This is a genomic window from Pseudomonas cannabina, assembly GCF_900100365.1.
GTDB lineage: Bacteria > Pseudomonadota > Gammaproteobacteria > Pseudomonadales > Pseudomonadaceae > Aquipseudomonas > Aquipseudomonas cannabina.
Genome location: NZ_FNKU01000001.1, coordinates 5,423,254 through 5,450,000 on the forward strand (window position 1 = coordinate 5,423,254; position 26,747 = coordinate 5,450,000).

Annotated in this window: 21 protein-coding genes and 3 pseudogenes (1 of these 24 running past the window's edge); 7 read left to right on the forward strand and 17 right to left on the reverse strand. The window is 60.7% G+C overall.

Annotation, left to right across the window (positions count from 1 at the left end):
• Positions 1–93: 93 nt before the first annotated feature.
• Entirely contained in the window at positions 94–291 is a 198-nt protein-coding gene (locus BLT55_RS25510; RefSeq protein ID WP_054999895.1) for a heavy-metal-associated domain-containing protein, read from the forward strand.
• Between the two features lie 145 nt (positions 292–436).
• Positions 437–1,633 (forward strand): multidrug effflux MFS transporter, encoded by a 1,197-nt coding sequence (locus BLT55_RS25515; protein WP_054999896.1) that lies wholly within the window; start codon positions 437–439, stop codon positions 1,631–1,633.
• Positions 1,634–1,685: 52 nt separating this feature from the next.
• Here BLT55_RS25515 and BLT55_RS25520 read toward each other — a convergent pair whose 3' ends face one another.
• Positions 1,686–2,699 (reverse strand): zinc-binding alcohol dehydrogenase family protein, encoded by a 1,014-nt coding sequence (locus tag BLT55_RS25520; protein WP_054999897.1) that lies wholly within the window; start codon positions 2,697–2,699, stop codon positions 1,686–1,688.
• A gap of 114 nt (positions 2,700–2,813) precedes the next feature.
• On the opposite strand from BLT55_RS25520, the gene BLT55_RS25525 reads away from it, so the two are divergent.
• Both BLT55_RS25525 and BLT55_RS25530 read left to right on the forward strand, forming a co-directional pair.
• Positions 2,814–3,737 carry a LysR family transcriptional regulator gene (locus BLT55_RS25525; RefSeq protein WP_054999898.1) on the forward strand — a complete coding sequence of 308 codons (924 nt, stop codon included), beginning with the start codon at positions 2,814–2,816 and terminating at the stop codon, positions 3,735–3,737.
• A gap of 435 nt (positions 3,738–4,172) precedes the next feature.
• Positions 4,173–4,865, forward strand: coding sequence for an ArsR/SmtB family transcription factor (locus BLT55_RS25530; protein ID WP_007250814.1), 693 nt, complete (start codon positions 4,173–4,175; stop codon positions 4,863–4,865).
• A 181-nt stretch (positions 4,866–5,046) separates the two neighbouring features.
• Here BLT55_RS25530 and BLT55_RS25535 read toward each other — a convergent pair whose 3' ends face one another.
• From BLT55_RS25535 to BLT55_RS25565, 7 genes are all read right to left on the reverse strand, one after another.
• Positions 5,047–6,000 (reverse strand): adenosine deaminase, encoded by a 954-nt coding sequence (locus BLT55_RS25535; RefSeq protein WP_054999899.1) that lies wholly within the window; start codon positions 5,998–6,000, stop codon positions 5,047–5,049.
• 78 nt (positions 6,001–6,078) lie between these two features.
• Positions 6,079–7,044: a 2-oxoglutarate and iron-dependent oxygenase domain-containing protein gene (locus tag BLT55_RS25540; RefSeq protein WP_054999900.1), complete on the reverse strand. Its 966-nt coding sequence runs from the start codon at positions 7,042–7,044 to the stop codon at positions 6,079–6,081.
• Positions 7,045–7,119: 75 nt separating this feature from the next.
• On the reverse strand, positions 7,120–8,214 hold the full coding sequence (locus BLT55_RS25545) for a BMP family ABC transporter substrate-binding protein (protein WP_054999901.1): 1,095 nt from the start codon (positions 8,212–8,214) through the stop codon (positions 7,120–7,122).
• A 416-nt stretch (positions 8,215–8,630) separates the two neighbouring features.
• Positions 8,631–9,422, reverse strand: coding sequence for a Fe(3+) dicitrate ABC transporter ATP-binding protein FecE (fecE, locus tag BLT55_RS25550; RefSeq protein ID WP_054999902.1), 792 nt, complete (start codon positions 9,420–9,422; stop codon positions 8,631–8,633).
• A gap of 4 nt (positions 9,423–9,426) precedes the next feature.
• A complete protein-coding gene (locus BLT55_RS25555) occupies positions 9,427–10,395 on the reverse strand; it encodes a FecCD family ABC transporter permease (RefSeq protein ID WP_054999903.1) in 969 nt (322 codons plus the stop codon).
• Positions 10,392–11,381: an iron-dicitrate ABC transporter permease FecC gene (gene fecC / locus BLT55_RS25560; RefSeq protein WP_054999904.1), complete on the reverse strand. Its 990-nt coding sequence runs from the start codon at positions 11,379–11,381 to the stop codon at positions 10,392–10,394. Before fecC ends, BLT55_RS25555 begins: the two co-directional genes overlap by 4 nt.
• Entirely contained in the window at positions 11,382–12,302 is a 921-nt protein-coding gene (locus BLT55_RS25565) for a Fe(3+) dicitrate ABC transporter substrate-binding protein FecB (protein WP_054999912.1), read from the reverse strand. It abuts the gene before it with no gap.
• A gap of 244 nt (positions 12,303–12,546) precedes the next feature.
• Here BLT55_RS25565 and BLT55_RS25570 point away from each other — a divergent pair, with 244 nt between their 5' ends.
• Positions 12,547–13,635 (forward strand): calcium:cation antiporter, encoded by a 1,089-nt coding sequence (locus BLT55_RS25570; RefSeq protein WP_007250806.1) that lies wholly within the window; start codon positions 12,547–12,549, stop codon positions 13,633–13,635.
• 272 nt (positions 13,636–13,907) lie between these two features.
• Here the strand turns inward: BLT55_RS25570 and BLT55_RS25575 are convergent, their stop codons facing one another.
• From BLT55_RS25575 to BLT55_RS25615, 9 genes and pseudogenes are all read right to left on the reverse strand, one after another.
• The gene (locus BLT55_RS25575; protein ID WP_054999905.1) at positions 13,908–15,263 is read right to left on the reverse strand and encodes an 8-oxoguanine deaminase; all 1,356 of its coding nucleotides are present in this window, start codon (positions 15,261–15,263) and stop codon (positions 13,908–13,910) included.
• A 121-nt stretch (positions 15,264–15,384) separates the two neighbouring features.
• Entirely contained in the window at positions 15,385–16,074 is a 690-nt protein-coding gene (locus tag BLT55_RS25580; RefSeq protein WP_054084303.1) for an SDR family oxidoreductase, read from the reverse strand.
• A 182-nt stretch (positions 16,075–16,256) separates the two neighbouring features.
• Positions 16,257–17,183 carry an ABC transporter permease gene (locus BLT55_RS25585; protein WP_054999906.1) on the reverse strand — a complete coding sequence of 309 codons (927 nt, stop codon included), beginning with the start codon at positions 17,181–17,183 and terminating at the stop codon, positions 16,257–16,259.
• Positions 17,183–18,283 (reverse strand): annotated as a pseudogene (locus tag BLT55_RS25590) (ABC transporter permease). The gene BLT55_RS25585 and the pseudogene BLT55_RS25590 overlap by 1 nt, the downstream one beginning before the upstream one ends.
• Before the next feature lie 11 nt (positions 18,284–18,294).
• Positions 18,295–19,848 (reverse strand): ABC transporter ATP-binding protein, encoded by a 1,554-nt coding sequence (locus BLT55_RS25595; RefSeq protein ID WP_054999907.1) that lies wholly within the window; start codon positions 19,846–19,848, stop codon positions 18,295–18,297.
• Positions 19,849–20,362: 514 nt separating this feature from the next.
• Positions 20,363–20,956: pseudogene (locus tag BLT55_RS25600) on the reverse strand (IMPACT family protein).
• Positions 20,957–20,989: 33 nt separating this feature from the next.
• Positions 20,990–21,652: a TetR/AcrR family transcriptional regulator gene (locus tag BLT55_RS25605; protein ID WP_054999908.1), complete on the reverse strand. Its 663-nt coding sequence runs from the start codon at positions 21,650–21,652 to the stop codon at positions 20,990–20,992.
• A 90-nt stretch (positions 21,653–21,742) separates the two neighbouring features.
• The gene (locus BLT55_RS25610; RefSeq protein ID WP_054999909.1) at positions 21,743–23,158 is read right to left on the reverse strand and encodes a uracil-xanthine permease family protein; all 1,416 of its coding nucleotides are present in this window, start codon (positions 23,156–23,158) and stop codon (positions 21,743–21,745) included.
• 186 nt (positions 23,159–23,344) lie between these two features.
• A complete protein-coding gene (locus tag BLT55_RS25615; RefSeq protein ID WP_054999910.1) occupies positions 23,345–24,265 on the reverse strand; it encodes a LysR family transcriptional regulator in 921 nt (306 codons plus the stop codon).
• Between the two features lie 111 nt (positions 24,266–24,376).
• Here BLT55_RS25615 and aptA point away from each other — a divergent pair, with 111 nt between their 5' ends.
• Both aptA and BLT55_RS25625 read left to right on the forward strand, forming a co-directional pair.
• Positions 24,377–25,723, forward strand: a complete 1,347-nt coding sequence (gene aptA, locus BLT55_RS25620) for an omega-aminotransferase AptA (protein ID WP_054999911.1) — start codon at positions 24,377–24,379, stop codon at positions 25,721–25,723.
• Between the two features lie 96 nt (positions 25,724–25,819).
• Positions 25,820–26,747: pseudogene (locus BLT55_RS25625) on the forward strand (CoA-acylating methylmalonate-semialdehyde dehydrogenase); it runs 565 nt beyond the window's last position.

Genomic DNA, 26,747 nt, shown 5'->3' on the forward strand with positions numbered 1-26,747 from the left:
CCGAATACCAGCCCGGCAGGAACAGCAGAAACTTGACCTTGCCACGATGACAAGGTTGAAGATGCATTCATCCATCATCAAGGGAGAGACCCCATGCAGTTATTCAATGTGCAAGGCATGACCTGCGGGCACTGTGTTCGCGTCGTGACCGAGGCGATCAAGCATGCAGATGCGGACGCCGAGGTGCAGGTCGAACTGGCCAGCAAGCAGGTGAAGGTGCAAAGCAGCCTGGCGCCGGAACAGATTATCGGGCTTATCAGCGAAGAGGGTTATCAGGCGCGATTGGCGTGATTTGAAAAGGGGAGATCAGTCGATCTCTCCGTCTTTGTATCAATCATCATGCTGAAAAATTTTGAATTAATTCTCCCTTTCGTCGTTCTCTGCAAGGTAAGCCGTTAAACTACCCCGTTGATCTGCACCCGGTAATGGACACCCGATGAATCTACGAACCATCCTTATCCTTGGCTCATTGAGCGCCTTCGGCCCTCTGGCCATCGACTTCTATCTTCCTGGCTTTCCGGCCATGGCCTCGTACTTCGGGACCGATGAAAAACATATTCAGCTGACCCTGGCGGCTTATTTTCTGGGGCTTTCCCTGGGGCAACTGGCCTACGGTCCGGTGGCTGACCGGTTCGGTCGGCGCATGCCGATGCTGGTCGGCGTCACGCTGTTCATGCTGGCGTCGGTGGCCTGCGCGTTTGCGCCGAGTCTCGAATGGCTGATCGCTGCGCGCTTCGTTCAGGCGCTGGGAGGCTGCGCCGGAATGGTGCTGTCGCGGGCGATTGTCAGCGACAAATGCAACGCGGTCGAGTCGGCCAAGGTCTTTTCGCAACTGATGCTGGTCATGGGCCTGGCGCCGATTCTAGCCCCCATGCTGGGCGGTGTGCTGGTCAGCACCTTCGGCTGGCAATCGATCTTCGCCAGCCTCGCCGTGTTCAGCGGGGCCTGCCTGACGGCGGTCGCATTGGGTCTGCCGGAAAGCATGCCTGCCAGCACGCCGCGTCAACCGTTGAGCGGCGCGTTTCGGCAGTACGCCAACCTGTTCAAGGATGGCGTGTTCATTGGTCACGCGCTGACAGGCGGCATTGCCATGGCCGGGATGTTCGCTTATGTCGCCGGGTCGCCGTTTGTCTTCATCAAACTGTACGGCGTGCCGGCCGAGCATTACGGCTGGCTGTTCGGGATGAATGCGGCGGGCTTCATTCTGGTTGCGCAGATCAACGCGCGGATTCTGCGCAAGACCGGTCCGGCGTTTCTGCTGTCGCGCACGGTCTGGATCTACCTGACGGCGGCGCTGGTTTTGCTGGCCGTCACGTTCCTGCGCACCGAAGCGCTCTGGCCGTTACTGGTGCCGCTGTTCATCTGCGTGGCGAGCCTGGGTTGCATCATTCCCAATGCGTCAGCCTGTGCCATGAACGGCCAGTGGGCGCGGGCGGGCAGTGCGTCGGCGTTGCTGGGTTGCCTGCAATTCAGCGTTGCCGCCGTTGCTGCGAGTCTGGTGGGCGTGCTGCATGACGGCACTGCCACCCCGATGGCGCTGGTCATCAGCCTGTGCGGCGTGCTGACAGTGGGTATTTCGGTACTGACACGCCGTGCGCAAGGCCAGCGGGATGGTCAGGCCCAGACTGCCTGATCAACTGCGCAGGTTGTGTCGGTGAGTGATGCACCGACACAACCGTAGCGCATCAGAAGCCTTCAAGCACAACCTTGCCTTTGGCCTTGCCGCTTTCCAGCAACGCATGAGCGCGACGCAGGTTCTCGGCGTTGATGCGACCGAAGTGTTCACCGAACGTGGTTTTCAGCGTGCCGGCATCGATCAGTTCGGCCACTCGATTGAGCAGGTTGTGCTGTTCGATCATGTCTTCGGTGTCGAACATCGACCGGGTGTACATGAACTCCCAGTGCAGCGAGAGGCTTTTGCGCTTGAGCTTCGACACATCCAGCGCTTTGGGGTCATCGATCAGCCCCAGCTTGCCTTGCGGTTTGAGCGCCTCGACCAGTTGATCCAGATGCTGTTCGGTCTGCGTCAGGCTGGCCACATGGGTCACCTGATGCAGGCCAACGCGCTTCAACTCTTCACTTAACGGTTTGCTGTGGTCCAGCACTTCGTGTGCGCCCAACTCGCGAACCCAGCGTTCTGTTTCCGGGCGAGAAGCAGTGCCGATGACTTTCAATGAAGTCAGCTGCCGCGCCAATTGGGTCAGGATCGAACCGACGCCACCCGCCGCGCCCACGATCAACAGGCTTTGCGAGCCTTCGCCCTTCTGCTGAGCCACTTCCAGACGCTCGAACAGCAACTCCCAGGCCGTGATTGCCGTCAACGGCAATGCTGCCGCGTGAGCGAAGCTCAGGGTTTTGGGCATGTGACCGACGATGCGCTCATCGACCACGTGCAGTTCGCTGTTGGCGCCCGGCCGAGTCAGTGAGCCGGCGTAAAAGACCTGGTCGCCCGGCTTGAACAGCGTGACCTGGCTGCCGACGGCCTTAACCACACCGGCCACATCCCAGCCCAGTACCTTGGCCGCGCCGTCTTCGGGCTGGACGTTCTGACGAATCTTGGTATCCACCGGGTTGACCGAGATGGCTTTCACCTCGACCAGCAGGTCGCGCGCGCCGGCGACCGGTTCTGGCAGCTCGATGTCTTGCAATGATTGAGCGTTGCTGATCGGCAGGGACTGATAGTACGCAATGGCTTTCATGACAGGGGCCTCCATAGAGAAAGTGATGAAGGGATCATTGGCTATTTCCAGTAAAGATAAAACCCGTTAAAACGGCAGTCTCTTTCAATTTTATTTTGATAATCCGAGGGTTTGATGCTGCGTTTTGATGATTTGCAATTGTTCGTGCGCGCTGCCGATCTGGGCAGTCTGTCTGCCGCCGCGCGGGTCATGGACCTGTCGGCAGCAGTCGCCAGCGCGGCACTCAAGCGCATCGAGCAGCAATTGGGCGCGCGCTTGCTGGCCCGTTCGACCCGCAGCCTGCGTCTGACCGCCGAAGGGGAAGGCTTCCTGGAATACGCGCGCGCCGCGCTTGGCAGCCTGGAAGAAGGACGACGTTTGCTCGCCAGCAGTCAGGATCGCTGCGAAGGCGTGCTGCAACTCTCGGCGCCTTCGGAAATGGGGCGCAACCTGCTGTTGCCGTGGCTGGACGCGTTTCAGGAACAACACCCGCACCTGACCGTGCGGCTGTTGCTGGGCGACCGTATCGCGGACCTGTTTCGCCAGCCGGTGGATGTCGCGCTGCGCTACGGCGAGCCCGACGATTCCAGCCTGGTCGCGTTGCCGGTGCTGCCCGACAACCGGCGCGTGTTGTGCGCAGCGCCGAGTTACTTGCAACGGCACGGTGAACCGCAGCAGGTGGAGCAACTGGCGCAGCATAATTGTCTGTTGTTCATGCTCGGCGATCGGGTGCACGACCGTTGGACATTTCATGACGGCAAGCGCGAGATCAGTCTGACCGTCAGCGGCAACCGTTTCAGTGATGACGCCGACGTCGTGCGTCGCTGGGCGGTGGCAGGTGAGGGCGTGGCCTACAAGTCATGGCTGGATGTCGCGGCTGATGTGCGGGCCGGGCGCCTCAAGGTGTTGATGGCGGATTTGCAGGGCGAGCGCGCACCGCTGAACGTGTTGTGCGCGCATCGTGCGCAACTCAGCAAGCCGGTCAATCTGTTACTGGATATGCTCAGGTCGCGCTGTAAGCAACATGCTGTAGGGCAGTCGCCTGTTGGTTTGTTTTAGTCGGTACGCCTCAGAGAGAAACAGCCTACGGAAACTTCGGAAAATAGAGTATTTAAATGCATTTCAAAAGTGCAAGTTTCTTGTGGCGGAACGAAGTGGGCACTGACTGTTGTTGAGCGCTTTTGGCATTTTTGTCATAGGTGTTGTACTTGTCTTTTCCAACGAAGCTTTGGGGCATGACCAAAAGGCCTTTAATAGAGCTGTTCCGTCATCAAATACCAGGCTTTTCAACTGCGCGGGGCATGAAAACCTTCAACTGTTTTGCACCGGCTTGCGCGACAACAGTGGGTACGAATAGTGTTTTACCCGATTTGGCCGAAGGGCAGAGAGTTTATACTTGTCATTTCAGGTTGAAGCCGCGTTCAACTTTATCTCGGCGTCATTGCTGTCATTAAGTCGTCGCGGCGGATGAATGTTTCAACAGGGAGTGGACACATGGAATATGCACCTTGCATCAGCCAGATTGCGGCATTGCTGGCCGATCCCAAGCGTAGCTCAATGATATGGGCCTTGATGGACGGCACCGCTCGCTCTGCCGATGAACTGGCCATTCTGGCAGGGCTCTCTACCTCCTCGGCAGGCGCCCATCTTGCGCGTCTGACCAGTGGCGGTCTGTTGAAGCAGGAAGTACGCGGGCGTAAGCGTTTTTTCCGCCTGGCTGCGCCGGAAGTGGGCGCTGCCATCGAAGCGTTGGCCAGTGCGTCGATAGCCAGTGCGGATCAGATCAGCCGCCGTGTCGCCCAGTCCATCCCGCCATTGCCGTTGCGTCGTGCAAGGGTCTGTTCCGATCATCTGGGTGGCGAAATGGCCGCCGAACTCTACCAACGCCTGTTGGGGGCGGGCTGGATCGAGCAGCAAGAGCAACGAATCGAGGTGACCAGCAAGGGCGTGGCCCGATTTGCCGAACGGGGCATTTACATACCGGCGCTGGCCCAGCGCAAACGTGAAACGGTCTGCGCCTGCCCGAAATGGAGCGAATTCAGCCCGCACCTGGGCGGCGCACTGGGCGCAGGACTGTTGCAGTTGTTCATCCAGATGGGCTGGCTGCGCGCTACCGAAGAGTCCTGCACCTTGCAGGTCTCATCGAACGGGCAGCGGGAAATCAGCAAGATAGCAGCGGCGGCGTGAATGGAGCCTGTGGGACAAGGCTGAAGCGTCTTCTGACATCGGGCCGATGCTCTGCGTCGGCATGCCGTTCTGGACGCTCAGCGTCCTGTCTTGAAGACGCTGCACATGCCTGCGACGCAGAGCGTCGCGAACTGTATTCCCACGCTGGAGGAACGATAATCCCGGCTCCAGCGCGGTCGCCTCAGGGCTTGATCAGTCGTGCGTCCAGACTATTTTGCGCCAGGCGGGCGGCCTGGTCCTGGGTCATGCCCAAGTGCGTATACAGCGCATGGAAGTTCTCGGTCACGTAGCCGCCGAAGTAGGCCGGGTCGTCCGAGTTCACGGTGACTTTCACGCCACGTTCGAGCATGTCGAGGATGTTGTGCCGGGCCATGTCGTCGAACACGCACAGCTTAGTGTTGGACAACGGGCAGACGGTCAGCGGGATCTGTTCGTCGATGATGCGCTGCATCAGCCGCTCGTCTTCGATGGCGCGCACGCCATGGTCGATACGCTGGATCTTCAGCAGGTCCAGTGCTTCCCAGATGTATTCCGGCGGGCCCTCTTCGCCAGCATGCGCCACGGTCAGGAAACCTTCGTTGCGCGCCCGGTCGAACACACGCTGAAACTTGCTCGGCGGGTGGCCCATTTCGGAACTGTCGAGGCCGACGGCGACGAACGCATCGCGAAACGGCAGCGCCTGGTCGAGGGTCTTTTCGGCTTCTTCCTGGGACAAGTGGCGCAGGAAACTCAGGATCAGACCGCTGTCGACGCCCAGCTTCGATTTGCCTTCTTTCAGCGCGCCGGTAATCCCCGCCAGCACCACTTCAAACGCAATGCCACGGTCAGTGTGGGTTTGCGGATCGAAGAACGGTTCGGTGTGGATAACGTTCTGTTCCTTGCAGCGCAGCAAGTACGCCCAAGTTAGGTCGTAGAAGTCCTGCTCGGTGCGTAACACGTCTGCGCCGCGGTAATACAGGTCGAGGAACTCCTGCAAATTGTTGAAGGCGTAAGCCTTGCGCAGCGCGTCGACGTCATTCCACGGCAAGGCAATTTTATTGCGTTCGGCCAGGGCGAACAGCAGCTCCGGTTCCAGCGAGCCTTCGAGGTGCAAGTGCAGTTCTGCCTTGGGCAGGGCGTTCAACCAGTCGTACATATTTTTTTCTCATCAGGTGCAGATCGCGTGCATTCTACAGATGCACGTCACTGCGCAGGGTAAAACCTGACCGAGCGTTCAACTTGCCTCCTGTTCACGACGGTACGCGTAGGTGTCGGCGAAGCGTGACAGCAGAAACTCGGCGCAGGTCGTGACAGGATAGCGGGCCGGATGAGTTTCGCTCTGGCAGCCGGGCAGGCACTCGATGCGCGTGTCGGGATGCGGCTCGGCGAAGAACGGCATCGAATAGCGATCGACGCCCAGCGGGCTGATGACCCGGTGCGGCTTGGACAGGTAACGGTCATTGCTCCAGCGCGCCATCATGTCGCCGAGGTTGACCACGAAGGTGCCGTCGATGGGCGGCGCGTCGATCCACTCGCCGCGCACGTCGCGAACCTGCAGCCCGCAGGCTGTGTCCTGATACAACAACGTGATGCAGCCATAATCGGTGTGCGCGCCTGCGCCCTGTTGCTCGCTTGAAGTCGCCGTGTGGCGCGGCGGGTAGTGAATCATGCGCAGCACGCTGACCGGGTCCTTGAAGCGCTGATCGAAAAAGTCGCGCTCGATGCCCAATGCCAGGGTCATGGCGCGCAGCAGGGTTTGCGCCAGTGCCTGCATGTCCAGGTAATGCTGCTCCATCAGGTCCTCCCAGCCAGGAATATCCGGGTGCCGATTGGGGCCGCGTAACGGTTTGCCGGCCAGCACGTCGGGATGACCGGCATCCAGATGCAGGCCCATGTCGAAGGTTTCTTTCAGGTCGCTCGGCAGGCTGGGGTCCAGTTGCTCGGTGGCGATGGCGCCATAGCCGCGATGGTGCGTGCTTTGCGTGATGTCGATGCGCAGCTTTTCGGCGGCATCGCGGGCGAAGAAGTCCTTGGCGGCGGCTTGCACCTGCTCGATGCGTTCGGCAGTGATCGGGTGGCCTTTGATGTAAAAAAAGCCCCATTCCCGGCAGGCACTGTCGATCTGCGTGGCGACCGCCTGCCAGGCCTGAGTGTCTGTGCCGTAAAGCGGGCTGATGTCGATGATGGGAAGCTGGTCCATTAACGGTCCTGAAAAGCAGGTGATGTTCGGTCGCATTGATCGTGCCCGCCTGAGCGGGCACAAAACGCCAAGCGCTTATTTAGGCAGCTCGGCCTTGATGCCTTCGACGTAGTAGTTCATCGACGCCAGCTCGGCGTTGGTCGCGACCACGCCGTCAGCAATCTTGACTGTGCCGTTCTGGTCCTTGATCGGGCCGGTGAACGGGTGGAATTCTCCGCTTTCGATGCTGGCGATGATTTTCTGCGCTTCGGCTTTCACGTCGGCAGGTACTACATCGCTGATCGGCAATTCGACTGTGCCTTCTTTCAGCCCACCCCAGTAATCCTGAGGCTTCCAGGTGCCTGCGATGGCGCCCTCGGCGGCCTGAATGTAATGCGGGCCCCAGTTGTTGACGATCGAAGCCAGCACCGCTTTCGGACCAAAGTGCGCCATGTCTGAAGCATAGCCCACGGCATACACGCCACGACGCTCGGCGGTCTGGATCGGCGCCGGGCTGTCGGTGTGCTGGAAGACCACGTCGACGCCCTGATCGATCAGCGCGTTGGCGGCGTCGGCTTCCTTGCCCGGATCGAACCATGAGTTGACCCACACCACTTTGATCTCGGTGCCCGGGTTGTATTTGTTCAGTGCCAGCTGGATGGCGTCGATATCGCGCAGTACTTCCGGGATCGGGAACGAAGCGACGTAACCGATCTTCTTGGTTTTGGTCATCTTCGCCGCGATGTAACCGCTGACGTAGCGGCCTTCGTAGGTGCGGGCCAGGTAAGTGCCCATGTTCTTGTCCTGCTTGTAGCCGGTCGCGTGCTCGAACTTCACTTTCGGAAATTGCCTGGCCACTTTCAGGGTCGGGTTCATGTAGCCGAAGGAGGTGCTGAAGATCAGGTCATAGCCGCCTTTGGCCATGTTGCGGATCACCCGTTCGGCGTCCGCGCCCTCCGGCACGTTTTCCACGTAGCTGCTGATGACCTTGTCACCCAGCGCCTTGACCATCGCCTGGCGACCCTGCTCATGCTGATAGGTCCAGCCGTGGTCGCCGATAGGGCCGATGTAGACGAAGCCGACCTTCAGCGGATCGGCTGCCGAGGCGAGCAGGCTGGAGCCGATGCCAACGACAGCGGCCATGGCACACAGCAGTTTTTTCAGGGGACGACGTGGGTTGGTCAGGTGCATCGGGGTCTAGCTCCTTGCGGTCTTGTTGGAGGGCATACTCCAGCAATGCAAATAACTGACCAACAGGACAACTATCCCGCCATCGCGTTTTTGATTCTGCGCAAAAGGCGTGGGAGCGGACTTGTCCGCAAAAAAGGCGACATATTTCCCGAAAATGAATCGTCTGAACTATGGTCTTCGCGGACAAGTCCGCTCCTACACAGTGCTGCTCTTGATTCTGGCCGGAGGCCGTAGGAGCGAACTTGTTCGCGAAGACTTTGGTTCAGACAATGTATTTTCGGAGGATATGCCAGCCTTTTCGCGAACAATGCGGATCGCCGCCCCGGTCGGTCCCACGGCCTTCGGCCAGAATCAAGAGCAGCGCTGTGTATAACGCGAAGTGCAGCGCAACGGTGCAGGTGCGGGCGGCAGCGCCGCTAACTGGTGCAGCGGGTGCTGCGTTCGACGATGCACATCGGCGTGCCGGCCACGGGTTCGCGCATGATCTGCACTTGCACATCGAAGACCTGGCAGACCAGCTCGGCGGTCAACACGTCGCCCGGTGCGCCGCAGGTCACCAGATGTCCGCCCTGCATCACCGCCAGATGGTCGGCATAGCGGCAGGCCTGATTGATATCGTGCAGCACGGTAATCACCGTTTTGCCTTCGGCGCTAAGCTCACGCATCAGGTCCAGCAGCTCGACCTGATGGCTGATGTCCAGGTAGGTGGTCGGTTCATCGAGCAAAACAATAGCCGCGTCCTGGGCGAGGATCATCGCCAGCCATGCGCGCTGGCGCTGCCCGCCGGACAGGTCGGACAGCGGACGTTCGGCCAGCGTGTCCAGCTCCATGCGCTGCATGGCCTGATCGACACTGCGCTGATCGGCCCCGCTCAAATGCCCCCACAAACTGTTGTGCGGGCTGCGGCCGTAAGCGACCAGTTGGCGCACGCTGACGCCTTCGGGTATCGGCAGCACTTGCGGCAGAAACGCCACCTTGCAGGCCAGTTCCCGGGCAGACAACTGACTGTAGGCTTTGCCATCCAGGCTCAGGCTGCCCGATTGCGGGGTGAGGATGCGCGCAAAGGCTTTGAGCAGCGTGGACTTGCCGCAGCCGTTGGGGCCGATCAGCGCCGTGACCTGTCCTGCTGGCGGGCTGAACGACAGGTCCTGCACGATGCGGGTTGCGCCGTAGCCGATGTCGAGGTGCTGCGCCTTCAGAATGCTCATGGGATCAACCTTTGAATCGGGCCAGCAGCCAGAGAAAATAAGGAGCGCCGATCACCGCGGTGAGAATCCCGGCCGGAATTTCGCTGGGGGCGATCAGCGTGCGGCCCAGGGTATCGGCCAGCACCAGCAGCAAGGCGCCCAGCACCATCGACGCGGGCAACAGGTATTGATGATGACCGCCCACCAGCCGACGAGCCATGTGTGGCGCGACCAGACCGACAAAACTCACCGGTCCGATGATACCGACGCCAAGACTGGTCAGCAGCACGGCGCTGCCCATCGCCAGCCAGCGAGTACGTTTCAGGCCGGTGCCCAGGCTCTGCGCGGCCTCATCGCCAAGGCCGATCAGGTTCAGTGGCTTGGCCAGCAGCAGGCTGAGCGGGATCAACAGCAGAAGCGGCGTGGCCAGCAACACGTGGTGCCAGTTGCGGCTCCACAAACTGCCGGTCAGCGCCAGCAGGGCGGTGTTGATGTCCAGCGGATTGGCCAGGATCAGGAATTCAGTGATGCTCGAGAGCGTGACCGCAATCGCCACCCCGGACAGCGCGAAGCGGACCCCGGAAAACTGCACGCCGGTGTTGTACAGCGCCAGCAGCAGTGCGCCCGCCGCGCCGCCCAGGCAGGCCACGAACGGCAGCGCTGCCACCGGCAAGTGCGGCAGGCCGATGATGGCGATGGTCAGCGCCAGCCCTGCGCCCTGGGTCACGCCCAGAATTTCCGGCGAGGCCAGCGGGTTGCGAATCACACCTTGCACGATGGCGCCCGCCAGACCAAGCGCGCAGCCGGTCATGATCGCGATCAGCCCGCGTGGCAGGCGATGATTCCACACTTCGAAGTCCTTGCTGTCGTGGGCAATCAGGTGATCGAGCACCGCGCCGGGCGTCAGCCAGACCGTACCGGCGCTGAGGCTCAGCAGCAGGGCCAGCGCGAGCAGCATGATCAGCAAGGACAGGCGTGCGCGGGGCTGGTTCATAGCGCGCGCCTCGCCAGAATCAGGAAGAACGGCGCGCCGATCAAGGCGGTCACTACCCCGGCCGGCGTTTCGACCGGAAACGCCACGGCGCGGCTGATCAGGTCAGAAGCCAGCACGATGGCAGCGCCCAGCCCGGCACTGATCGGGATCAGCCAGCGGTAGTCGTTGCCCAGCCATTGGCGGGCGATGTTCGGTGCGATCAGGCCGACAAAGCCAATCTGCCCGACCGCACACACGCTGGCCCCGACCAGCAGCAGGCTGACCACGAACACCAGCAGCCGCAGCGCGCCGATGCGCACGCCCAGCGAGCGAGCTGCATCTTCACCGAGGTTGATCAGGTTCAGGCGCGGCGCGTAGGCAATCGCCAGCACCAGACCGATCAGCGTACAAGGCCAGAGCAGTTGCAATTGTTCGGCACCGACATTGGCCAGTGAACCGGCCAGCCAGTTGAGGACGCTTTGCGCCTGGGCTTCGACGAGAATGACCGTGAGGCGGGTCAATGCCGCGCAAAGTGCCGCGACCGCAACGCCTGCCAGCACCAGACGCCCTTGCGCGGTGGCGGGCGACCATGCGCCGCCAAGGCTGAACACGGTAATCCACGCCAGCGCGCCGCCGAGGCAAGTCATCAGCAGCGCGCCACCGGGGAAGGGCAGGGCGATCAGACCGGTGGAAAACAGTGCCAGCCCCAACGCTGCTCCAGCAGTAACGCCGAACAGGGACGGAGAGGCCAGACGATTACGGGTGATGCCTTGCATCAACGCCCCGGCGACCCCGAGACACGCGCCGACCAGCGCGGCGCACAGGGCGCGCGGCACCCGCAGTTGCGCGACGATATAGGCAATGTTGCCGCCTTCGCGGCCTTGAGTGAACAGCCCGTTCCAGGCGTCGACCTGCCGAATACTGAACGACGACAGGGCGAACAGCGACACCCAGAACAATCCCAGGCAGGTCACGGTGATCACGCCTGCCATCAGCCAGCGGCGCATTTACGGGTTCAGCACGGCCTTGCCGCCCTTGAGCACGGCAAGCGCATCGTCGGCAATCTGCTCGGACGCCATGATCCCGCGATTGCGTGCCCAGCTGTCGCCATCGACTTCAGCCACCTGTTTATTGCGCACGGCGCCGAGCACCTGCCACAGCGGCTGCTTGCTCCAGCTGTCTACAATGCTCGGACGACGATAATGACCGACCAGCAGCCAGGCGGGGTCCAGCGCCAGCAGTTGCTCCAGGCTGACAAACTCGGTGGGTGCCGCTTCTTTACGCACTTCCGGCACCTGCAAGCCAATCGCTTGCAACACGCTGACTGCATAAGAGTGCGGACCATGCACCGAGAAGCTGTCTTCGCGGGCCACACCGAACAGCACCCTGGTGTTGGCCGGAATCTGCGCGGCGACGGTTTTCAGGTGCTGTCTGTTTTCTGCGATACGGGCCTGCATTTGCGGCCCCTTGCCCAGCGCCACGCCGATCAGCTCGGCGGATTTCAGGCTGCCTTCATAGTCTTCGCCACGCGAGGGCAGCATCAGGGTCGGCGCGAGGCTGGCCAGATCGTTGTACAGCGCCAGATGACGACCGAGGTCGGCGATGATCAGGTCCGGCTTGAGTCGCGCGATCACTTCGATACTGGGTTGCGAGCGCAGCCCGACCGACTGCCATTCGCCTACCGCCTTGCGCACTTTTGGCAGCACGCGATTGGCATCGCCATCGTCTGCGGCACCGACCGGCGTCACGCCGACCGAAGCCAGCCCGTCGAGAAACGAAAACTCCAGTACCACCACGCGCTTGGGGGTGTCTGGCAGATGGACCTTGTGCTGGCCGTCATCAAGATCGATGGGTGCCGCCTGGGCAGTGCTTGCCAGCAGGCTCAGCAGGCCGCAAGCCACCAGATGCGGAAGTCGAGAAGCACGCATGGCAAATGTCCTTTCTAACAGAAGCAGAATCGTGAAAAACAGACGCGCCATCAAGGCCACGACGAAAACGGCGGGCACTATTTCACATCGTGGCGACGGGATCAAAAGTCATTTACGTGTGGGTGCAATTCTCATTCGGGTTATTTTATGAAACCTTTTGACACACACGCTACTCTGAGACGCTTCACTGTTGGCCACCTTCATGTACATCCGCGGCGATGTCGCAAGGTTTGGGGAATAAAAAATGGGCGCATTGCTCAAGCAAGAAAAGTTTCTGCTGCTGGCGATCATCGCCATGTTCGTCGCCTATCCACTGGAGCACGTGCTGCTGGGCAATGGCCAGGTCGTTGCGTTGGTGTCCGGGCTCGCGCTGGTCGGCTTCATCGTCTGCGCGTCGATGCGCGTTGCCCATCACGCCGAGATGCTCGCGGAAAAAGTTGGTGACCCCTACGGCACCATGATCCTCACGCTGTCAGCGGTGCTGGTCGAGGTGGTGATTCTGGCGATCATGATGAGCAACGAGCCATCGCCGACATTGGTGCGCGATACGATTTACTCGGCGGTGATGCTCGACATCAACGGCATTCTGGGGCTGGCCGCGTTGATGGGCGGGATCAAGCACGGCGAGCAGTCGTATAACGACGATTCGGCGCGCACCTACAGCGTGATGATTCTCACCGCAATGGGCGTTTCCATGGTCGTGCCCGAGTTCATTCCCGAGGGCGACTGGAAGATCTATTCGGCGTTTACCATTGGCGCGATGGTGCTGCTTTACACGTTGTTCCTGCGCATGCAGGTCGGCCCGCACAGTTACTTTTTCAGCTACAGCTACCCGGAAAAGAAGAAGCGCCAGGGCCAGGCCGAAGAGCATGAACCGGTCAATCTGACTCGCTCCATCGCGACATTGGTGACAGGCGTTGTGGTCATCGGTGCACTGGCTGAAGTGATGTCCAAAACCGTCGACCTCGGCCTGGAAGGCACAGGCGCGCCGCCGGTCATGACGGCCATTCTGGTTGCCGCCATTTCCGCCGCGCCGGAGATCCTCACCGCCTTGCGCGCAGCACTTGCCAACCGCATGCAGTCGGTGGTCAACATCGCGCTGGGGGCCTCGCTGTCCACCGTGATTCTCACCGTTCCGGTCATGGAAGCGATGGCGCTTTACAGCGGACAGCCGTTCCAGATGGCCATGACCCCGGTACAGACCGTGATGATCTTCATCACCCTGCTGGTGTCTGCCATCAACCTCAACGACGGCGAAACCAACGCCATCGAGGGCATGACCCACTTTGTGCTGTTCGCGACGTTCATCATGCTGTCGTGTCTGGGGCTTTAGGGCTTCAGGTGAAGTTCTGGAAGCTCATCGTTATATACACATCTCGTGGGAGCGAGCCGGGCGACGCTTCGCTTGCTCGCGAAGAGGCCAGTGCAGTCCCCGGAAATGGAGTGTTTGAACCACCGCCTTCGTGAGCAAGCTCACTCCCACAAAGGTCTATGTCTAGCCTTCTAATGCGGTTCTTTAACCCCGTTTTTTCGGACTAGTCAGGACTTGTGTATAACAATGAGCGCGGTGCATGGGCACGACAGTGAGATTATCGCTCCGCACGCTCAACCCTGAATCAACTCCCGCGCTGCCTGCCGGTGATCGGCGATCAGTTGCCTGATATCCAGCCCTTCGACCTGCCCGTCGATCACTCGCCACTGCCCGGCAATCATCACCCGGTCCGCGCGGTCCGCGCCGCACAGCAACAGTGCCGACAACGGATCGTGGCTGCCGGAAAAACGCAGTTCGTCCAGCTTGAACAATGCCAGATCTGCCTGTTTGCCGACCGCCAGTTCTCCGATATCCGTCCGGCCCAATAGCTGTGCCGAACCCTTGGTCGCCCAGCCGAGCACGCGTTCCGGGGTGATCTTCTCGGCCCCGTAACGCAAGCGTTGCAGGTACAGCGCCTGGCGGGCTTCGAGGATCATGTTCGATGCATCGTTAGACGCCGAGCCGTCGACCCCAAGCCCCAGCGGCGCGCCCGCAGCGATCAGGTCCAGCGTCGGGCAAATGCCGGACGCCAGGCGCATGTTCGAGCTAGGGCAGTGGCAGACGCCGGTGCCCGCTGCGCCAAGGCGAGCGATTTCATCGGGGTTGAAATGGATGCCGTGGGCCAGCCAGGTGCGCGGCCCGAGCCAGCCGACGCTGTCCAGATAATCCACGGTGCGCAGGCCGAAGCGTTGCAGGCAAAAGTCCTCTTCATCGAGGGTTTCGGCCAAGTGCGTGTGCAGGCGTACATCCAGCTTTTCCGCCATCGCGGCGCTCTCGGCCATGATCTGTGGTGTTACCGAAAACGGCGAGCAGGGTGCCAGAGCGATCTGGATCTGCGCGCCGTCGCCGCGTTCATGGTAAGTCTCGATCAGGCGCTGACTGTCGGCCAGAATCACCTCGCCCTGTTGCACGGTCTGTTGCGGCGGCAAGCCACCGTCTGCTTCGCCCAGGCTCATGGAACCGCGTGTCAGCATCGTGCGCATGCCGAGTTCGCGCACACTCTGCACCTGCACATCAATAGCGTGTTCCAGCCCGTCCGGAAACAGATAGTGATGGTCGGCAGCCGTCGTGCAGCCCGACAGCAGCAGTTCCGCCAGCGCCACTTTGCTGGCGACGGCGAGCTTTTCCGGCGTGAGACGCGCCCACACCTGGTACAGCGTCTTGAGCCACGGGAACAGCGGCTGGTTGACCACCGGTGCCCAGGCGCGTGTCAGGGTTTGATAGAAGTGGTGATGGGTGTTGATCAACCCCGGCAACAGCACATGCTCGTAAGCATCGAACGTCTGGGCGCAGGGCGCTGACGGTTGTTGCCCTGCGGCCAGCACTTCAGTGATGACGCCACCTTCGATCACCAGACCGCCGCGGGCGTCCAGGTCATTGGCGGTGAATACAGCAAGAGGGTTTTTCAACCAGATACGGATCGCAGGCATGGGCCGGCTCCTCTGAAAGGGTTCAGGGTTAGCCAGCTCAGTGATGCCCTGTCTGCTGATCCAGGGTTGCCGGGGTTTTGTGCGCCCCGGCGAAGGACGACGATTTTAGTTGAGCCGCCTGTTACCAGGCAATCGTCTTGCCCTGATAGTCGATGAAGTGATGCCCGCCTTTGCCAGCATAGGCATTGAGTTGTTCTACAAGCCCGGTGGTGCTGGTCAATACGTCGATGGCTGCATTTTCACCGCCCATGTCGGTCTTGACCCAGCCCGGATGCATCGACAGCACGGTCGGACGGTTTTCACCCAGTTCGGTGACGAAGGTGTTGGTCATCGAATTGAGTGCAGCCTTGCTGGCCTTGTACAGCGCCAGATTCGCGCCATCCGGGCAGGTGACGCTGCCCAGCCACGAACTCATGAACGCGATGACACCGGTTTGTGGACGGACCTGCGCGACAAAGCGCTCGGCCAGCCGGATCGGCGCGACCGCGTTGGTCAGGAACAATTGGCCCAGTTCGGCCGCTGTCGACTTCGCGGCGCTTTGATGCTCTGCACCCGAGATCCCGGCATTGACGAACAGCACATCGAACACTTCGCCGCGCAGCTTCTGGACCAGCACTTCCAGCGAAGCGGTTTCGTCGAGGTCGACGGCTTCGATGCGTACGTCTTTAACCTTTCTCAGGTTTTCGGCGTTTTGCGGATCACGCACAGTCGCGGTGACTTTCCAGCCTTGCTCAGTCAAGCGCTGAACCAGCCCGAGCCCCAAGCCACGCGAGGCACCGATAATGAGGGCGGTTTTCTGGGTAGTGGTCATGAATGATTCCTTGGCAGATTGAGAGACAGATTCCATGGCAGCGCCAGCAAGATCTCTCGAACGTTTCGACCTTGCAGCGTACTCCTGCCTATGCAGTGTTGGAATCTCTATCAGCCAGAAACGTTCAAGGCAGATGCCTGATGCCGAGCATTGGCACGCTCGTCACCTTCCAGACCCGCCCCTCAATGCCCCGCCCGCCACGGCTGCCCCAGTGAAACCGGCGCATACAGCCGGGTGCGCAGGGCGTCGCGGGAGAGCAGGACGAGGACGATGATGGTGGCCACATAAGGCAGCATCGCCAGCAGGTTGGACGGGATCGCCAGGCCGATGCCCTGCGCGACCAGATGCAGGATGCTGGCGAGGCCGAACAGGTAGGCGCCGAGCAGCAGGCGCCAGACACGCCAGCTGGCAAACACCACCAGTGCCATGGCAATCCAGCCGCGTCCGGCGCTCATGTTTTCGGCCCACATCGGCGTGTAGGCCAGCGACAGGTAAGCACCGGCCAGACCGGCCATCGCGCCGCCGAACAGCACCGCCAGCGTCCGCACCCGCAACACCGGCAAGCCCATGGCGCTGGCGGCGTCGGGGTTTTCGCCGACGGCCTGGATAATCAGCCCGACGCGGCTTTTCAGCAGCGCCCAGGCCACCAGCGCGAACAGCGCAAACGACAGGTAGACCAGCAAATCCTGAGCAAACAGCATGCGACCGATCAGCGGGATATCGCTGAGAAACGGAATCGCCACCGGCTCGAAACCGCTGAGCGGCTTGCCGACCCAGGCCGCGCCGACAAAGCTGGACAGGCCGACACCGAAAATAGTCAATGCCAGGCCGGTCGCCACCTGATTGGCATTGAACACCAGTGCCACCACGGCAAATAGCGCCGACAGCAGCATGCCCGCCAACATGGCCAGCAACACGCCCAGCCAGAGGTTGCCGGTGCTCAGCGCGATGATGAAACCGATCACCGCACCAAATAGCATCATGCCTTCCTGACCCAGGTTGATGACGCCGCTCTTCTCGCAGATCAGTTCGCCCAGCGCGACCAGCAGCAACGGCGTGCCGCAACGCACCATGGCGTAGAAAATTTTGCTCAGCAGGTCGATGTCCATCATGCGGCTCCTGTGACGGGTGTCATCTGGCGCTTGGCCCAGCGTTGTTTCAAGCTTGGGCGGTAGAGAATCAGCACGTCACAGGCGAGCAGGAAAAACAGCATCATGCCCTGAAACAACTGAGTGATTGCGAGGGGCAGGTTCAAGGTCATTTGCGCGCTTTCTCCGCCCAGATAAAGCAGGGCGATCAACAGGCTGGAGAACAGAATGCCGATCGGATTCAGGCGGCCAAGAAAAGCCACGGTAATCGCCGCATAGCCATACCCCGGCGAAACCTGCGGTACCAACTGACCAATGGGTCCGGTGACTTCCGAGACGCCTGCCAGCCCGGCCAGCCCGCCGCTGATCAGCAGCGCCAGCCACACCAGTTGTTTTTCACGAAAGCCGACGAACCCGGCTGCACGCTTGTCCAGCCCCAGCACTTTGATCTGGAAGCCGATGAAGCTGCGTTGCAGCAACACCCAGACCGCGACCAGCGCGAATAGGGCGAAATACACCCCGATGTGCGCGCGGCCATCTTCCATCAACAGCGGCAGACGGCTGGCGTCGCCGAAGGTCGCGGATTCCGGGAAGTTCATGCCTGCCGGGTCCTTGAGCGGGCCATGCACGAAGTACAGCAGCAGGTTCAGCGCGATGTAGTTGAGCATGATGCTGGTGAGGATTTCGTTGGCGTTGAAGTGAGTGCGCAGCCATGCCGTCACGCCCGCCCACGCCGCGCCCGCCAGGGTTCCGGCCAGCAGCACCATGACCAGCGCCCAGCGACTTTCCATCTCGATGATGTTCACCGCCACGGCACTGCCCGCCAGCGCGCCGAGCAGCAACTGGCCCTCAGCGCCGATGTTCCAGATGCGCGCCTGATACGCAACCGCCAACCCCAGTGCGCAGAGCAGGATCGGCAAGGTTTTGACCATCAGTTCCGAAAGGCCTTACAGGTCGCTGACCGGTGCGATCAACAGCGTGTGCAACGTCACCCATGGGTCAAGGCCCAGGCCGATGAACAGCAGCGAGCCGCAGACCAGTGTCAGCACGGCGGCCAGTAACGGGGAGCACCACAACATGGCGCGCGATTGCTGGCCGCGCGGTTCCAGAGAAAGCAGCATGTTTTGCTCCGTTAACCAGGCGTGTGTGCCTGGGTTTGAGAATGATCGAACTGGCCCGCCATCCAGCCGCCGATCTGCACGGTGCTGGTTTGTTCGGTGGGGATTAGCTCGGAAAGCTGGCCGCCGCTGAGGGCAGCAAGTCGGTCGCTGATCTGGAACAATTCGTCCAGATCTTCGGAAATCACCAGAATCGCTGCGCCCGCATCACGCAAAGTGATCAGCGCGCGGTGAATCGCTGCGGCGGCACCGACATCCACGCCCCAGGTCGGGTGCGCGGCGATCAGCAGTTTCGGCTTTTGCAGGATTTCCCGACCCAGAATGAATTTCTGCAGGTTGCCGCCCGACAGGCTGCGCGCCGGGGCCTGCGCATCGGGCGTCTTGACCGCAAAGCGGCGAATGATTTCGTCGGCCAGCGCGCGCACCTTGCCACGCTGAATCAGGCCGTTGCTCACCAGCCCTTGCTGGAAGGCGGTGAGCAAGGCGTTGTCGGCCAGGCTCAATTCCGGTACGGCGCCGTGCCCGAGGCGCTCGGCCGGGACAAACGCCAGGCCGCGTTTGCGCCGGGCATCAGGCCGCAAATGGCCGACCGGCGTGTCTGCGAAACGCAGGGTTGCCGCCTGCGCGTGCGTCAGCGTTTGTTCACCGCTCAGCAGCGCAAGCAATTCATCCTGGCCGTTGCCCGCCACGCCTGCGATACCGACGATTTCGCCGCTGCGTACGTCCAGGCTCAGATTTTTCAGCGAGCAACCGAACGGATCGGGGTTGTGCCAAGACAGCCGGTCAACGCGCAGAAACGCATCGTTGCCGCTGGCTTTCGCATAGTGTGCGGTCAGGCCCTCGGCATCGCCGACCATCATCCGCGCCAATGCCAGGTCGGAGCACTCGGCCGGAATGCAGTGCCCGGAGACTTTGCCGTTGCGCAGCACGGTCGCGCTGTGACACAAAGCCCGCACTTCGCCCAGCTTGTGGCTGATGAACAGGATGCTGCAGCCTTCTTCGGCCAGGTGCCGGAGGGTGACGAACAGCTCTTCGGCCTCTTGGGGCGTGAGTACCGAGGTGGGTTCATCGAGGATCAGCAGGCGAATGTCTTGCATCAGGCAGCGGATGATTTCGACTTTCTGCCGCTCGCCAATCGACAGGCTGTGGACCAGACGCTGAGGCTCCACAGCCATGCCATAGCGCTGCGATACTTCACGAATGCGCGGTTCGAGTTGTTTCGGTGTGCCCGCCGCCGCGCCCATCGCCAAGGCGATGTTCTGCGCGACACTCAAGGTTTCGAACAGGGAAAAATGCTGGAATACCATGCCGATGCCCAGGCTGCGTGCCTGGGCCGGGTTGCGCATGACCTGCGCCTGGCCCTGCCAGATGATCGACCCGGCATCCGGCTGGGTAACGCCGTAGATGATTTTCATCAGCGTACTTTTGCCCGCGCCGTTCTCGCCCAGCAAGGCGTGAATCTCGCCGGGCTGGATCGTCAGGTCGACCGCATCGTTGGCCAGGCAGCCAGGATACTGCTTGGTGATATGGCGCAACTGGAGGCGCGCAGGTATCGCGTGGTTTGGCATGAAAGGCTCTGAGACAGAAGTGGTTCTGCCTGTGCAAAAAGCAAAATCCTGACCAAGGAGTCAGGATTCACGCGGGCTGCACTGAATCAGGCGCTGATCAGGATTTTTTGCGAATCTCGGCCTCCAAATGTAGCCGGTTCAGCACCAGTTCGGGGCAGACAGGCCGATCAGTGCGCCGATTATGGCTCATTGTTCTGAGCAAAAAACGTACAGCAGCCGTCGACAGCGGTATATCCAGCGGATACGCGAGCCTTGCACCTGTTATCCACAGGTTCTTCCACCGTTAATGTGCGCAAGCCGGTGCGTTGAGAATAATGCCGGGCCGGCTAGCTTCCATTGCTGCTAAAGCGCCCTAACAGACTGTTTTTACGCCGTTTTCGAGGTTTCCACTGCCGATTGTACAAAAAATGATCATTCGCCGGAAAAGCCCGTACGGTAAGGCGTGCAGTGGAGTGTGCTCAGCTTATCCACAACCGGATGCACAGTAGATGTGGGCAATTGTGGAAGGGGCTTTTCAGGCGTCTGTCACGCCCTGCAAGAGGATCCGTCCACGACTCAGGCCGGCTAACTGGCGTTGTAGTGCGTCCAGATGCTCGGGGCCGATGGCAATCCTCATCTGTACGCCATTGGCGGTGAACGCCTCGCTTTGCAGCACGCCGTTCAGCTCGGCCAGACGCACTTTGACCAGCGCCAGCTCACTGAAGCTGCATGCCAGATCGAACGATGACCGTTGAATCAACGGCAAGCGTTCAGCCTGCTGCAAACACTTGTTGGCACCACCGCCATACGCCCGCGCCAGGCCGCCCGTGCCCAGTTGAATGCCGCCATATCAGCGAATCACCAACACCACGACCTGATCGAATTCCTGCGCTTCGATGGCTGCCAGAATCGGTCTGCCTGCGGTGCCGCCCGGTTCGCCGTCGTCATTACTGCGGTATTGGTCGCCCAGTTTCCAGGCCCAGCAATTATGGGTCGCGTTCAGGTCGCTGCGCTGCTCGATGAACGCCTGTGCGTCAGCCGGGCTGGCGATGGTGGCAGCGAGGGTGATGAAGCGGCTCTTGCGAATTTCTTCACGAAACTCGCAAGGGCCGACGAGTGTAAAAGGCATTCAGGTGTCCTTGCTGGCGGCAAGGCACCCATTCTACAAGGCTGGCGGCGTCAGCCCACAACCTTTGAGGATGATCCGTATCAGATTGTCGCTGGCCTGATCCATATCTTGCCGGGTCAGACGACTGCGTCCGGTCACGCGGCAGATCTGGGTCGCGAAGTCGGCGTAATGCTGGGTGCTGCCCCATAACAGGAAGATCAAGTGAACCGGGTCGACCGGGTCCATTTTGCCTGCATCGATCCACGCTTGAAAAACCGCTGCTCGCCCCTGAAACCACAGGCGGTAATCCTGACTGAAATATTCGCTCATGCATTCGCCGCCGCTGATGATCTCCATGGCGAATATCCGCGAAGCCTGTGGCTGACGCCGCGAGAACTCCATCTTGGCGCGAATGTAGCGCGCCAGCGCCTCGGCCGGATCGTCGTCGACGCTGAGGTGATTGAAGGTGCTGTCCCACAGATCGATGATGTTGCTCAGCACAGCGACATACAGGCCAAGCTTGTTGGTGAAGTAGTAATGCAGATTGGCTTTTGGCAGTCCGGCTTTCAGGGCGATGGTGTTCATGCTGGTGCCCTTGAAACCGTGGCGGGCGAATTCATCTTCGGCTGCCTGGATAATCGCTTCCTCGTTTTTCTGACGAATACGGCTTGCGGGCTTGGGAACGTGAGCGCCGTGCGCTGGGACTTCAAGGGTCATGGGCAATTCCGGGCAGGTCGTGGGGGCACAACAAGTGAACAGATAACGCACCAGCGGCGATCCGGCAAGCGCTGGTGTGACTGTCGACAGTTATCGTGGTTGCTCAAGGGGATCGGGTTCCATAACGGGCTCGGTCTGGGTGACGGCGACAGTGTTTTCCGGGATCAACAGGCACAGGACGATGGCCGTGAGGCCGCCGCTGGTAATGGCCGAGTCGAACAGGTTCTGTACCAGTTTGGGCATGAGATGCAGCAGTGCAGGCTGCGCCGCGATACCCAGACCAACGCCGAACGAGGTGGCGATAATCAGCATGCTGCGTCGGTCCAGTGGCGACTGCGCCAGAATCCGCACGCCTGCCGCCGCGACGCTGCCGAACATCACCAGCGTTGCGCCGCCCAATACCGGTTTGGGGATCTGCTGGACGATGGCACCGATATGCGGGAACAGGCCGAGGATGAACAGCACCGCGCCGATGTACAGACCGACATAGCGGCTGGCGACACCGGTCAGCTGAATCACGCCATTGTTCTGTGCAAACGTGGTATTGGGAAATGCACTGAACGTGGCGGCAATCATGCAGCTCACGCCATCGCCCAGCACGCCGCCCTTGAGGCGTGCCACATAGCTCGGGCCGCTGATGGGCTGACGCGCTAGCATGCAATTGGCGGTGAGGTCGCCGACAGTTTCGATACTGCTGATCAGGTAAATCAGCGCGACCGGCAGGAAGGCGGTCCAGTCAAAACTGAAACCGAACCTGAACGGCACCGGCACGCTGATCCATGGCAGATCGTGAATGGGCTGTGGCACCAGTTTGCCGCTGAACCACGCGGCCAGACTGCCGACGGCCAGGCCGATGATGATTGCCGACAAACGCACCCAGGGCGTGTTGGAGCGGTTGAGCACAATGATCACCACCAGTACGAACACGCCCAACGCAAGATTCAACGGCGCGCCGAAATCAGGGGCGTTGAAGCCGCCACCCAGATCGGTCACGCCGACCTTGATCAGGCTCACACCGATCAGCGTGATCACGATGCCGGTCACCAGCGGCGTGATGACACGCCGCAACTGGCTGATGCAGCGACTCAGAACGATCTGCACCAGCGCACCGAAAAAACACACGCCGAAGATCATCGCCATGATGTCTTCCGGGCTGCCGCCACGCTGTTTGACCAGAAACCCCGCGGACAGCACCGCGCCGAGGAATGCAAAGCTGGTGCCTTGCAGGCAGATCATACCGGCGCCGATACCGAACGGCCGGCGTGCCTGAATGAAGGTGCCGGTACCCGACACCATCAGGGCCATGCTGATCAGGTACGGCAAGTATTCGGTCAGGCCGAGCGTCGAGCCGATAATCAGGGGCGGGGTGATGATGCCGACGAAACTGGCGAGAACGTGTTGCAGCGCTGCCAGTGTGGCCGTCAATGGTTTCGGTCGGTCGTCGAGGCCGTAGATCAGGTCGCTATTCTCGGCGTTTTTAAAGCTTTCAGCGTTTTCAGGCTGCATGGCGAAGTCTCGAAATGGGCAGTGCCATGTGCTGGCGTGTCGTTATCAGGAACGCCTGCAAAAAACTGTCCACCTGCTCAGGTTATGTCGCCGTAAGCTTATTTATTGCCAGATATATCAGCCGGATAGCATCTTTGGGCCCCACCATGAATCGAGCCAATGGAGCATTCGCCGCGCAGCCGTGTGTCAGCGGGTAGCAGCGAGTGCTTCCAGAAAGCTTTCCAGCACCAAATGAGGGCGTCGACCTTTGCGTGTGACGGAGACCAGATTGAGGTCATAGAATTTCGATTCAGGTTTCAGCGCGCGCAATCGGCCTTCCTGTACCCAGGCGTTTGCGTAATGGTCCGGCAGGTAACCAATGTAGCGCCCGGTCAGAATCAGAAACGCAATACCTTCCCGGTCGGATGCGCTGGCGGTACAGGTGAGCACCTGATAGAGCTCCTGAATATCGTGGGGCAGGCGAAACGTCGGGGCAATGGCGTCCTGTTGCGCCAGACGCTTGTCGTCCAGCGCGGCGTTTTCTGCATAAAACAGCGGGTGACCGACAGCGCAGTAAAGCAGCGAGCGCTCGCTGTACAGCGCGTGATATTCCAGCCCCGGCAAGGCGCTCGCCTGCGGTACGACGCCGACATGCAGCCCGCCATCCAGCACGCCCTGCTCGACTTCGGCGGGCGCGCTCATGCGGATATTGATGTGTATGCCGGGGCCGCGCTCCTTCAGGCGCGACAGCGCATGGGTGATGCGCATGTGGGGGAGGGTGACGAGGTTGTCGGTCAGGCCGATGTTCAACTCGCCACGCAGGTTCTGGTACAGGCCGTTGACCTCGGTTCTGAAGCTTTCCAGGGCGCTGAGCAACTGCAGCGACGACTGATAAACCTCGCGCCCTTCGTCGGTCAGCGAGAATCCGGCCCTGCCGCGCTGACAAAGGCGCAAGCCAAGGCGCTGTTCCAGGTCGCTCATCTGCTGACTGATGGCGGACCGGCCGATGCCCAGCACGCTTTCCGCCGCCGAGAAACCGCCAACCTCGACGACGCTTTTGAAGATGCGCAGCAAGCGAATATCAAAGTCGCTGACCTGCGCCAAGGGATCGGGACGGCGGATGCTCATTGTTTAGTCATTGCCTAACTAAAGATCAGGAAAATCAGGTTTTATGAACTTTAGTCGCGTGGCACCTTGGCTGCAATCCCTGATCGTTCAAGCGCCTGCGAGGCCTGTCCCATGAATATTTTCGAAGCGACCAACGTGCCTGTCACCCGCCAACTGAAACTCGATGCGCACTGGATGCCCTACACGGCAAACCGCAATTTCCAGCGTGACCCGCGCATGATCGTCGCGGCCAGCGGCTGCTACCTGACAGACAACAAGGGGCGCAAGATTTACGATGGGCTTTCCGGTCTGTGGACGTGTGGAGCAGGGCATACGCGCACGGAGATCCAAGAGGCTGTTGCGCGGCAGTTAGGCGTGCTGGATTACTCACCGGGCTTTCAGTTCGGCCATCCAGCGTCCTTTCAACTGGCGGAGAAAATCACTGACCTGACACCGGGCAACCTCAATCACGTCTTTTATACCAACTCCGGCTCCGAGTGCGCGGACACGGCAGTGAAGATGGTGCGCGCCTACTGGCGGCTGAAGGGGCAGGCGACCAAAACCAAGATGATCGGTCGTGCGCGTGGTTATCACGGCGTTAACGTGGCCGGCACCAGCCTGGGCGGAGTGAATGGCAATCGCAAGATGTTCGGCCAGTTGATGGATGTCGATCATCTGCCGCACACCCTGCTGGCCAGCAATGCATTCTCCAAAGGCATGCCCGAGGCCGGTGGTATCGCGCTGGCTGATGAAATGCTCAAGCTGATCGAGCTGCATGATGCGTCGAATATCGCGGCAGTCATCGTTGAGCCGATGGCGGGCTCGGCTGGTGTGATCGTTCCGCCACAGGGCTACCTCAAGCGTCTGCGCGAAATCTGTGACCAGCACAACATCCTGCTGATCTTCGACGAGGTGATTACCGGGTTTGGCCGAACAGGCTCGATGTTCGGCGCCGACAGCTTTGGCGTGACGCCGGACCTGATGTGCACCGCCAAGCAGATCACCAATGGTGCGATCCCCATGGGCGCGGTGATTGCCAGCAGCGAGATCTATCAGACATTCATGAATCAACCGACGCCGGAATACGCCGTCGAATTTCCACACGGCTACACCTACTCGGCGCACCCGGTCGCCTGCGCAGCGGGGCTGGCAGCGCTGGAGTTGTTACAGCGTGAGAATCTGGTGCAGCAAGCGGCGGAAATCGCCCCGCATTTCGAAAGCGTGCTGCACGGTATCAAGGGGGCGAAGAACGTCGTCGATATCCGCAATTACGGGTTGGCCGGTGCCATCCAGCTCGCTCCGCGTGATGGCGATGCCATCGTGCGTCCGTTCGAAGCCGGCATGAAACTGTGGAAGGCTGGTTTCTATGTGCGCTTCGGCGGCGATACTTTGCAGTTTGGCCCGATGTTCAACAGCCAGGCGCAGGATCTGGATCGCATGTTCGATGCGGTTGGCGAGACGCTGAATCTGATCGACTGATCGTGCGCGCAGGTCTTCTTCTTTCTTATATAGGTAACTTTTCAGCCTCGGGCGCAGCGTCATTCGCGCCCGATGCCGTCTTTTGGAGCTTTTTTCATGAGCAGCATTCAGCACCTGATCCATGGCGAATTTGTGTCCGGTGATGGTCGCACAGCCGATGTGTTCAACCCTTCGACCGGGGAGGTCATTCATCAGGTAGCACTTGCCAGCCGCGAAACCGTTCAGCAGGCCATCGATTCCGCCAGGTCTGCCTTCCCGGCCTGGCGCAACACACCTCCCGCCAAGCGCGCCCAGGTGATGTTTCGTTCAAGCAGTTGCTGGAGCAAAACGAGGCGCGTATCGCTCGACTGATCAGTGAAGAGCACGGCAAGACGCTCGAAGATGCGGCGGGTGAGCTGAAGCGTGGTATCGAAAACGTGGAGTACGCCTGCGCTGCGCCGGAAGTGCTCAAAGGTGAATACAGCCGTAACGTAGGGCCGAACATCGATGCGTGGTCTGACTTCCAGCCGTTGGGCATTGTTGCCGGTATCACGCCGTTCAACTTCCCGGCCATGGTGCCGTTGTGGATGTACCCGCTGGCCATTGCGTGCGGCAACTGCTTCATCCTCAAGCCATCAGAGCGTGACACGAGCTCAACCCTGTTGATTGCCGAGTTGCTGCACGAAGCCGGATTGCCGAAGGGTGTCCTCAACGTGGTGCATGGCGACAAGGTGGCGGTTGATGCGCTGATCGAAGCGCCGGAGGTGAAAGCGCTGAGTTTCGTGGGCTCGACACCGATTGCCGAGTACATCTATAAAGAAGGCGCGGCGCGAGGCAAGCGGGTCCAGGCGCTCGGTGGTGCCAAGAACCATGCGGTGCTGATGCCGGACGCGGATCTGGATAACGCGGTCAGTGCGTTGATGGGTGCCGCCTATGGTTCGTGCGGTGAGCGCTGCATGGCGATTTCGGTTGCCGTCTGCGTGGGTGATCAGATTGCCGATGCGCTGGTAGCCAAACTGGTTCCGCAAATCCAGAGCCTGAAGAT

What these genes read in the sequence shown, in the direction of transcription:
- BLT55_RS25595 (WP_054999907.1), bottom strand. Translation starts at nt 19,848, where the DNA reads ATGCCAAACCACGCGATACCTGCGCGCCTCCAGTTGCGCCATATCACC.
- BLT55_RS25535 (WP_054999899.1), bottom strand. Translation starts at nt 6,000, where the DNA reads ATGTACGACTGGTTGAACGCCCTGCCCAAGGCAGAACTGCACTTGCAC.
- BLT55_RS25520 (WP_054999897.1), bottom strand. Translation starts at nt 2,699, where the DNA reads ATGAAAGCCATTGCGTACTATCAGTCCCTGCCGATCAGCAACGCTCAA.
- BLT55_RS25515 (WP_054999896.1), top strand. Translation starts at nt 437, where the DNA reads ATGAATCTACGAACCATCCTTATCCTTGGCTCATTGAGCGCCTTCGGC.
- BLT55_RS25585 (WP_054999906.1), bottom strand. Translation starts at nt 17,183, where the DNA reads ATGGACATCGACCTGCTGAGCAAAATTTTCTACGCCATGGTGCGTTGC.
- aptA (WP_054999911.1), top strand. Translation starts at nt 24,377, where the DNA reads ATGAATATTTTCGAAGCGACCAACGTGCCTGTCACCCGCCAACTGAAA.
- BLT55_RS25605 (WP_054999908.1), bottom strand. Translation starts at nt 21,652, where the DNA reads ATGACCCTTGAAGTCCCAGCGCACGGCGCTCACGTTCCCAAGCCCGCA.
- BLT55_RS25610 (WP_054999909.1), bottom strand. Translation starts at nt 23,158, where the DNA reads ATGCAGCCTGAAAACGCTGAAAGCTTTAAAAACGCCGAGAATAGCGAC.
- BLT55_RS25525 (WP_054999898.1), top strand. Translation starts at nt 2,814, where the DNA reads ATGCTGCGTTTTGATGATTTGCAATTGTTCGTGCGCGCTGCCGATCTG.
- BLT55_RS25570 (WP_007250806.1), top strand. Translation starts at nt 12,547, where the DNA reads ATGGGCGCATTGCTCAAGCAAGAAAAGTTTCTGCTGCTGGCGATCATC.
- fecE (WP_054999902.1), bottom strand. Translation starts at nt 9,422, where the DNA reads ATGAGCATTCTGAAGGCGCAGCACCTCGACATCGGCTACGGCGCAACC.
- BLT55_RS25540 (WP_054999900.1), bottom strand. Translation starts at nt 7,044, where the DNA reads ATGGACCAGCTTCCCATCATCGACATCAGCCCGCTTTACGGCACAGAC.
- BLT55_RS25555 (WP_054999903.1), bottom strand. Translation starts at nt 10,395, where the DNA reads ATGAACCAGCCCCGCGCACGCCTGTCCTTGCTGATCATGCTGCTCGCG.
- BLT55_RS25510 (WP_054999895.1), top strand. Translation starts at nt 94, where the DNA reads ATGCAGTTATTCAATGTGCAAGGCATGACCTGCGGGCACTGTGTTCGC.
- BLT55_RS25615 (WP_054999910.1), bottom strand. Translation starts at nt 24,265, where the DNA reads ATGAGCATCCGCCGTCCCGATCCCTTGGCGCAGGTCAGCGACTTTGAT.
- BLT55_RS25545 (WP_054999901.1), bottom strand. Translation starts at nt 8,214, where the DNA reads ATGCACCTGACCAACCCACGTCGTCCCCTGAAAAAACTGCTGTGTGCC.
- BLT55_RS25575 (WP_054999905.1), bottom strand. Translation starts at nt 15,263, where the DNA reads ATGCCTGCGATCCGTATCTGGTTGAAAAACCCTCTTGCTGTATTCACC.
- fecC (WP_054999904.1), bottom strand. Translation starts at nt 11,381, where the DNA reads ATGCGCCGCTGGCTGATGGCAGGCGTGATCACCGTGACCTGCCTGGGA.
- BLT55_RS25580 (WP_054084303.1), bottom strand. Translation starts at nt 16,074, where the DNA reads ATGACCACTACCCAGAAAACCGCCCTCATTATCGGTGCCTCGCGTGGC.
- BLT55_RS25530 (WP_007250814.1), top strand. Translation starts at nt 4,173, where the DNA reads ATGGAATATGCACCTTGCATCAGCCAGATTGCGGCATTGCTGGCCGAT.
- BLT55_RS25565 (WP_054999912.1), bottom strand. Translation starts at nt 12,302, where the DNA reads ATGCGTGCTTCTCGACTTCCGCATCTGGTGGCTTGCGGCCTGCTGAGC.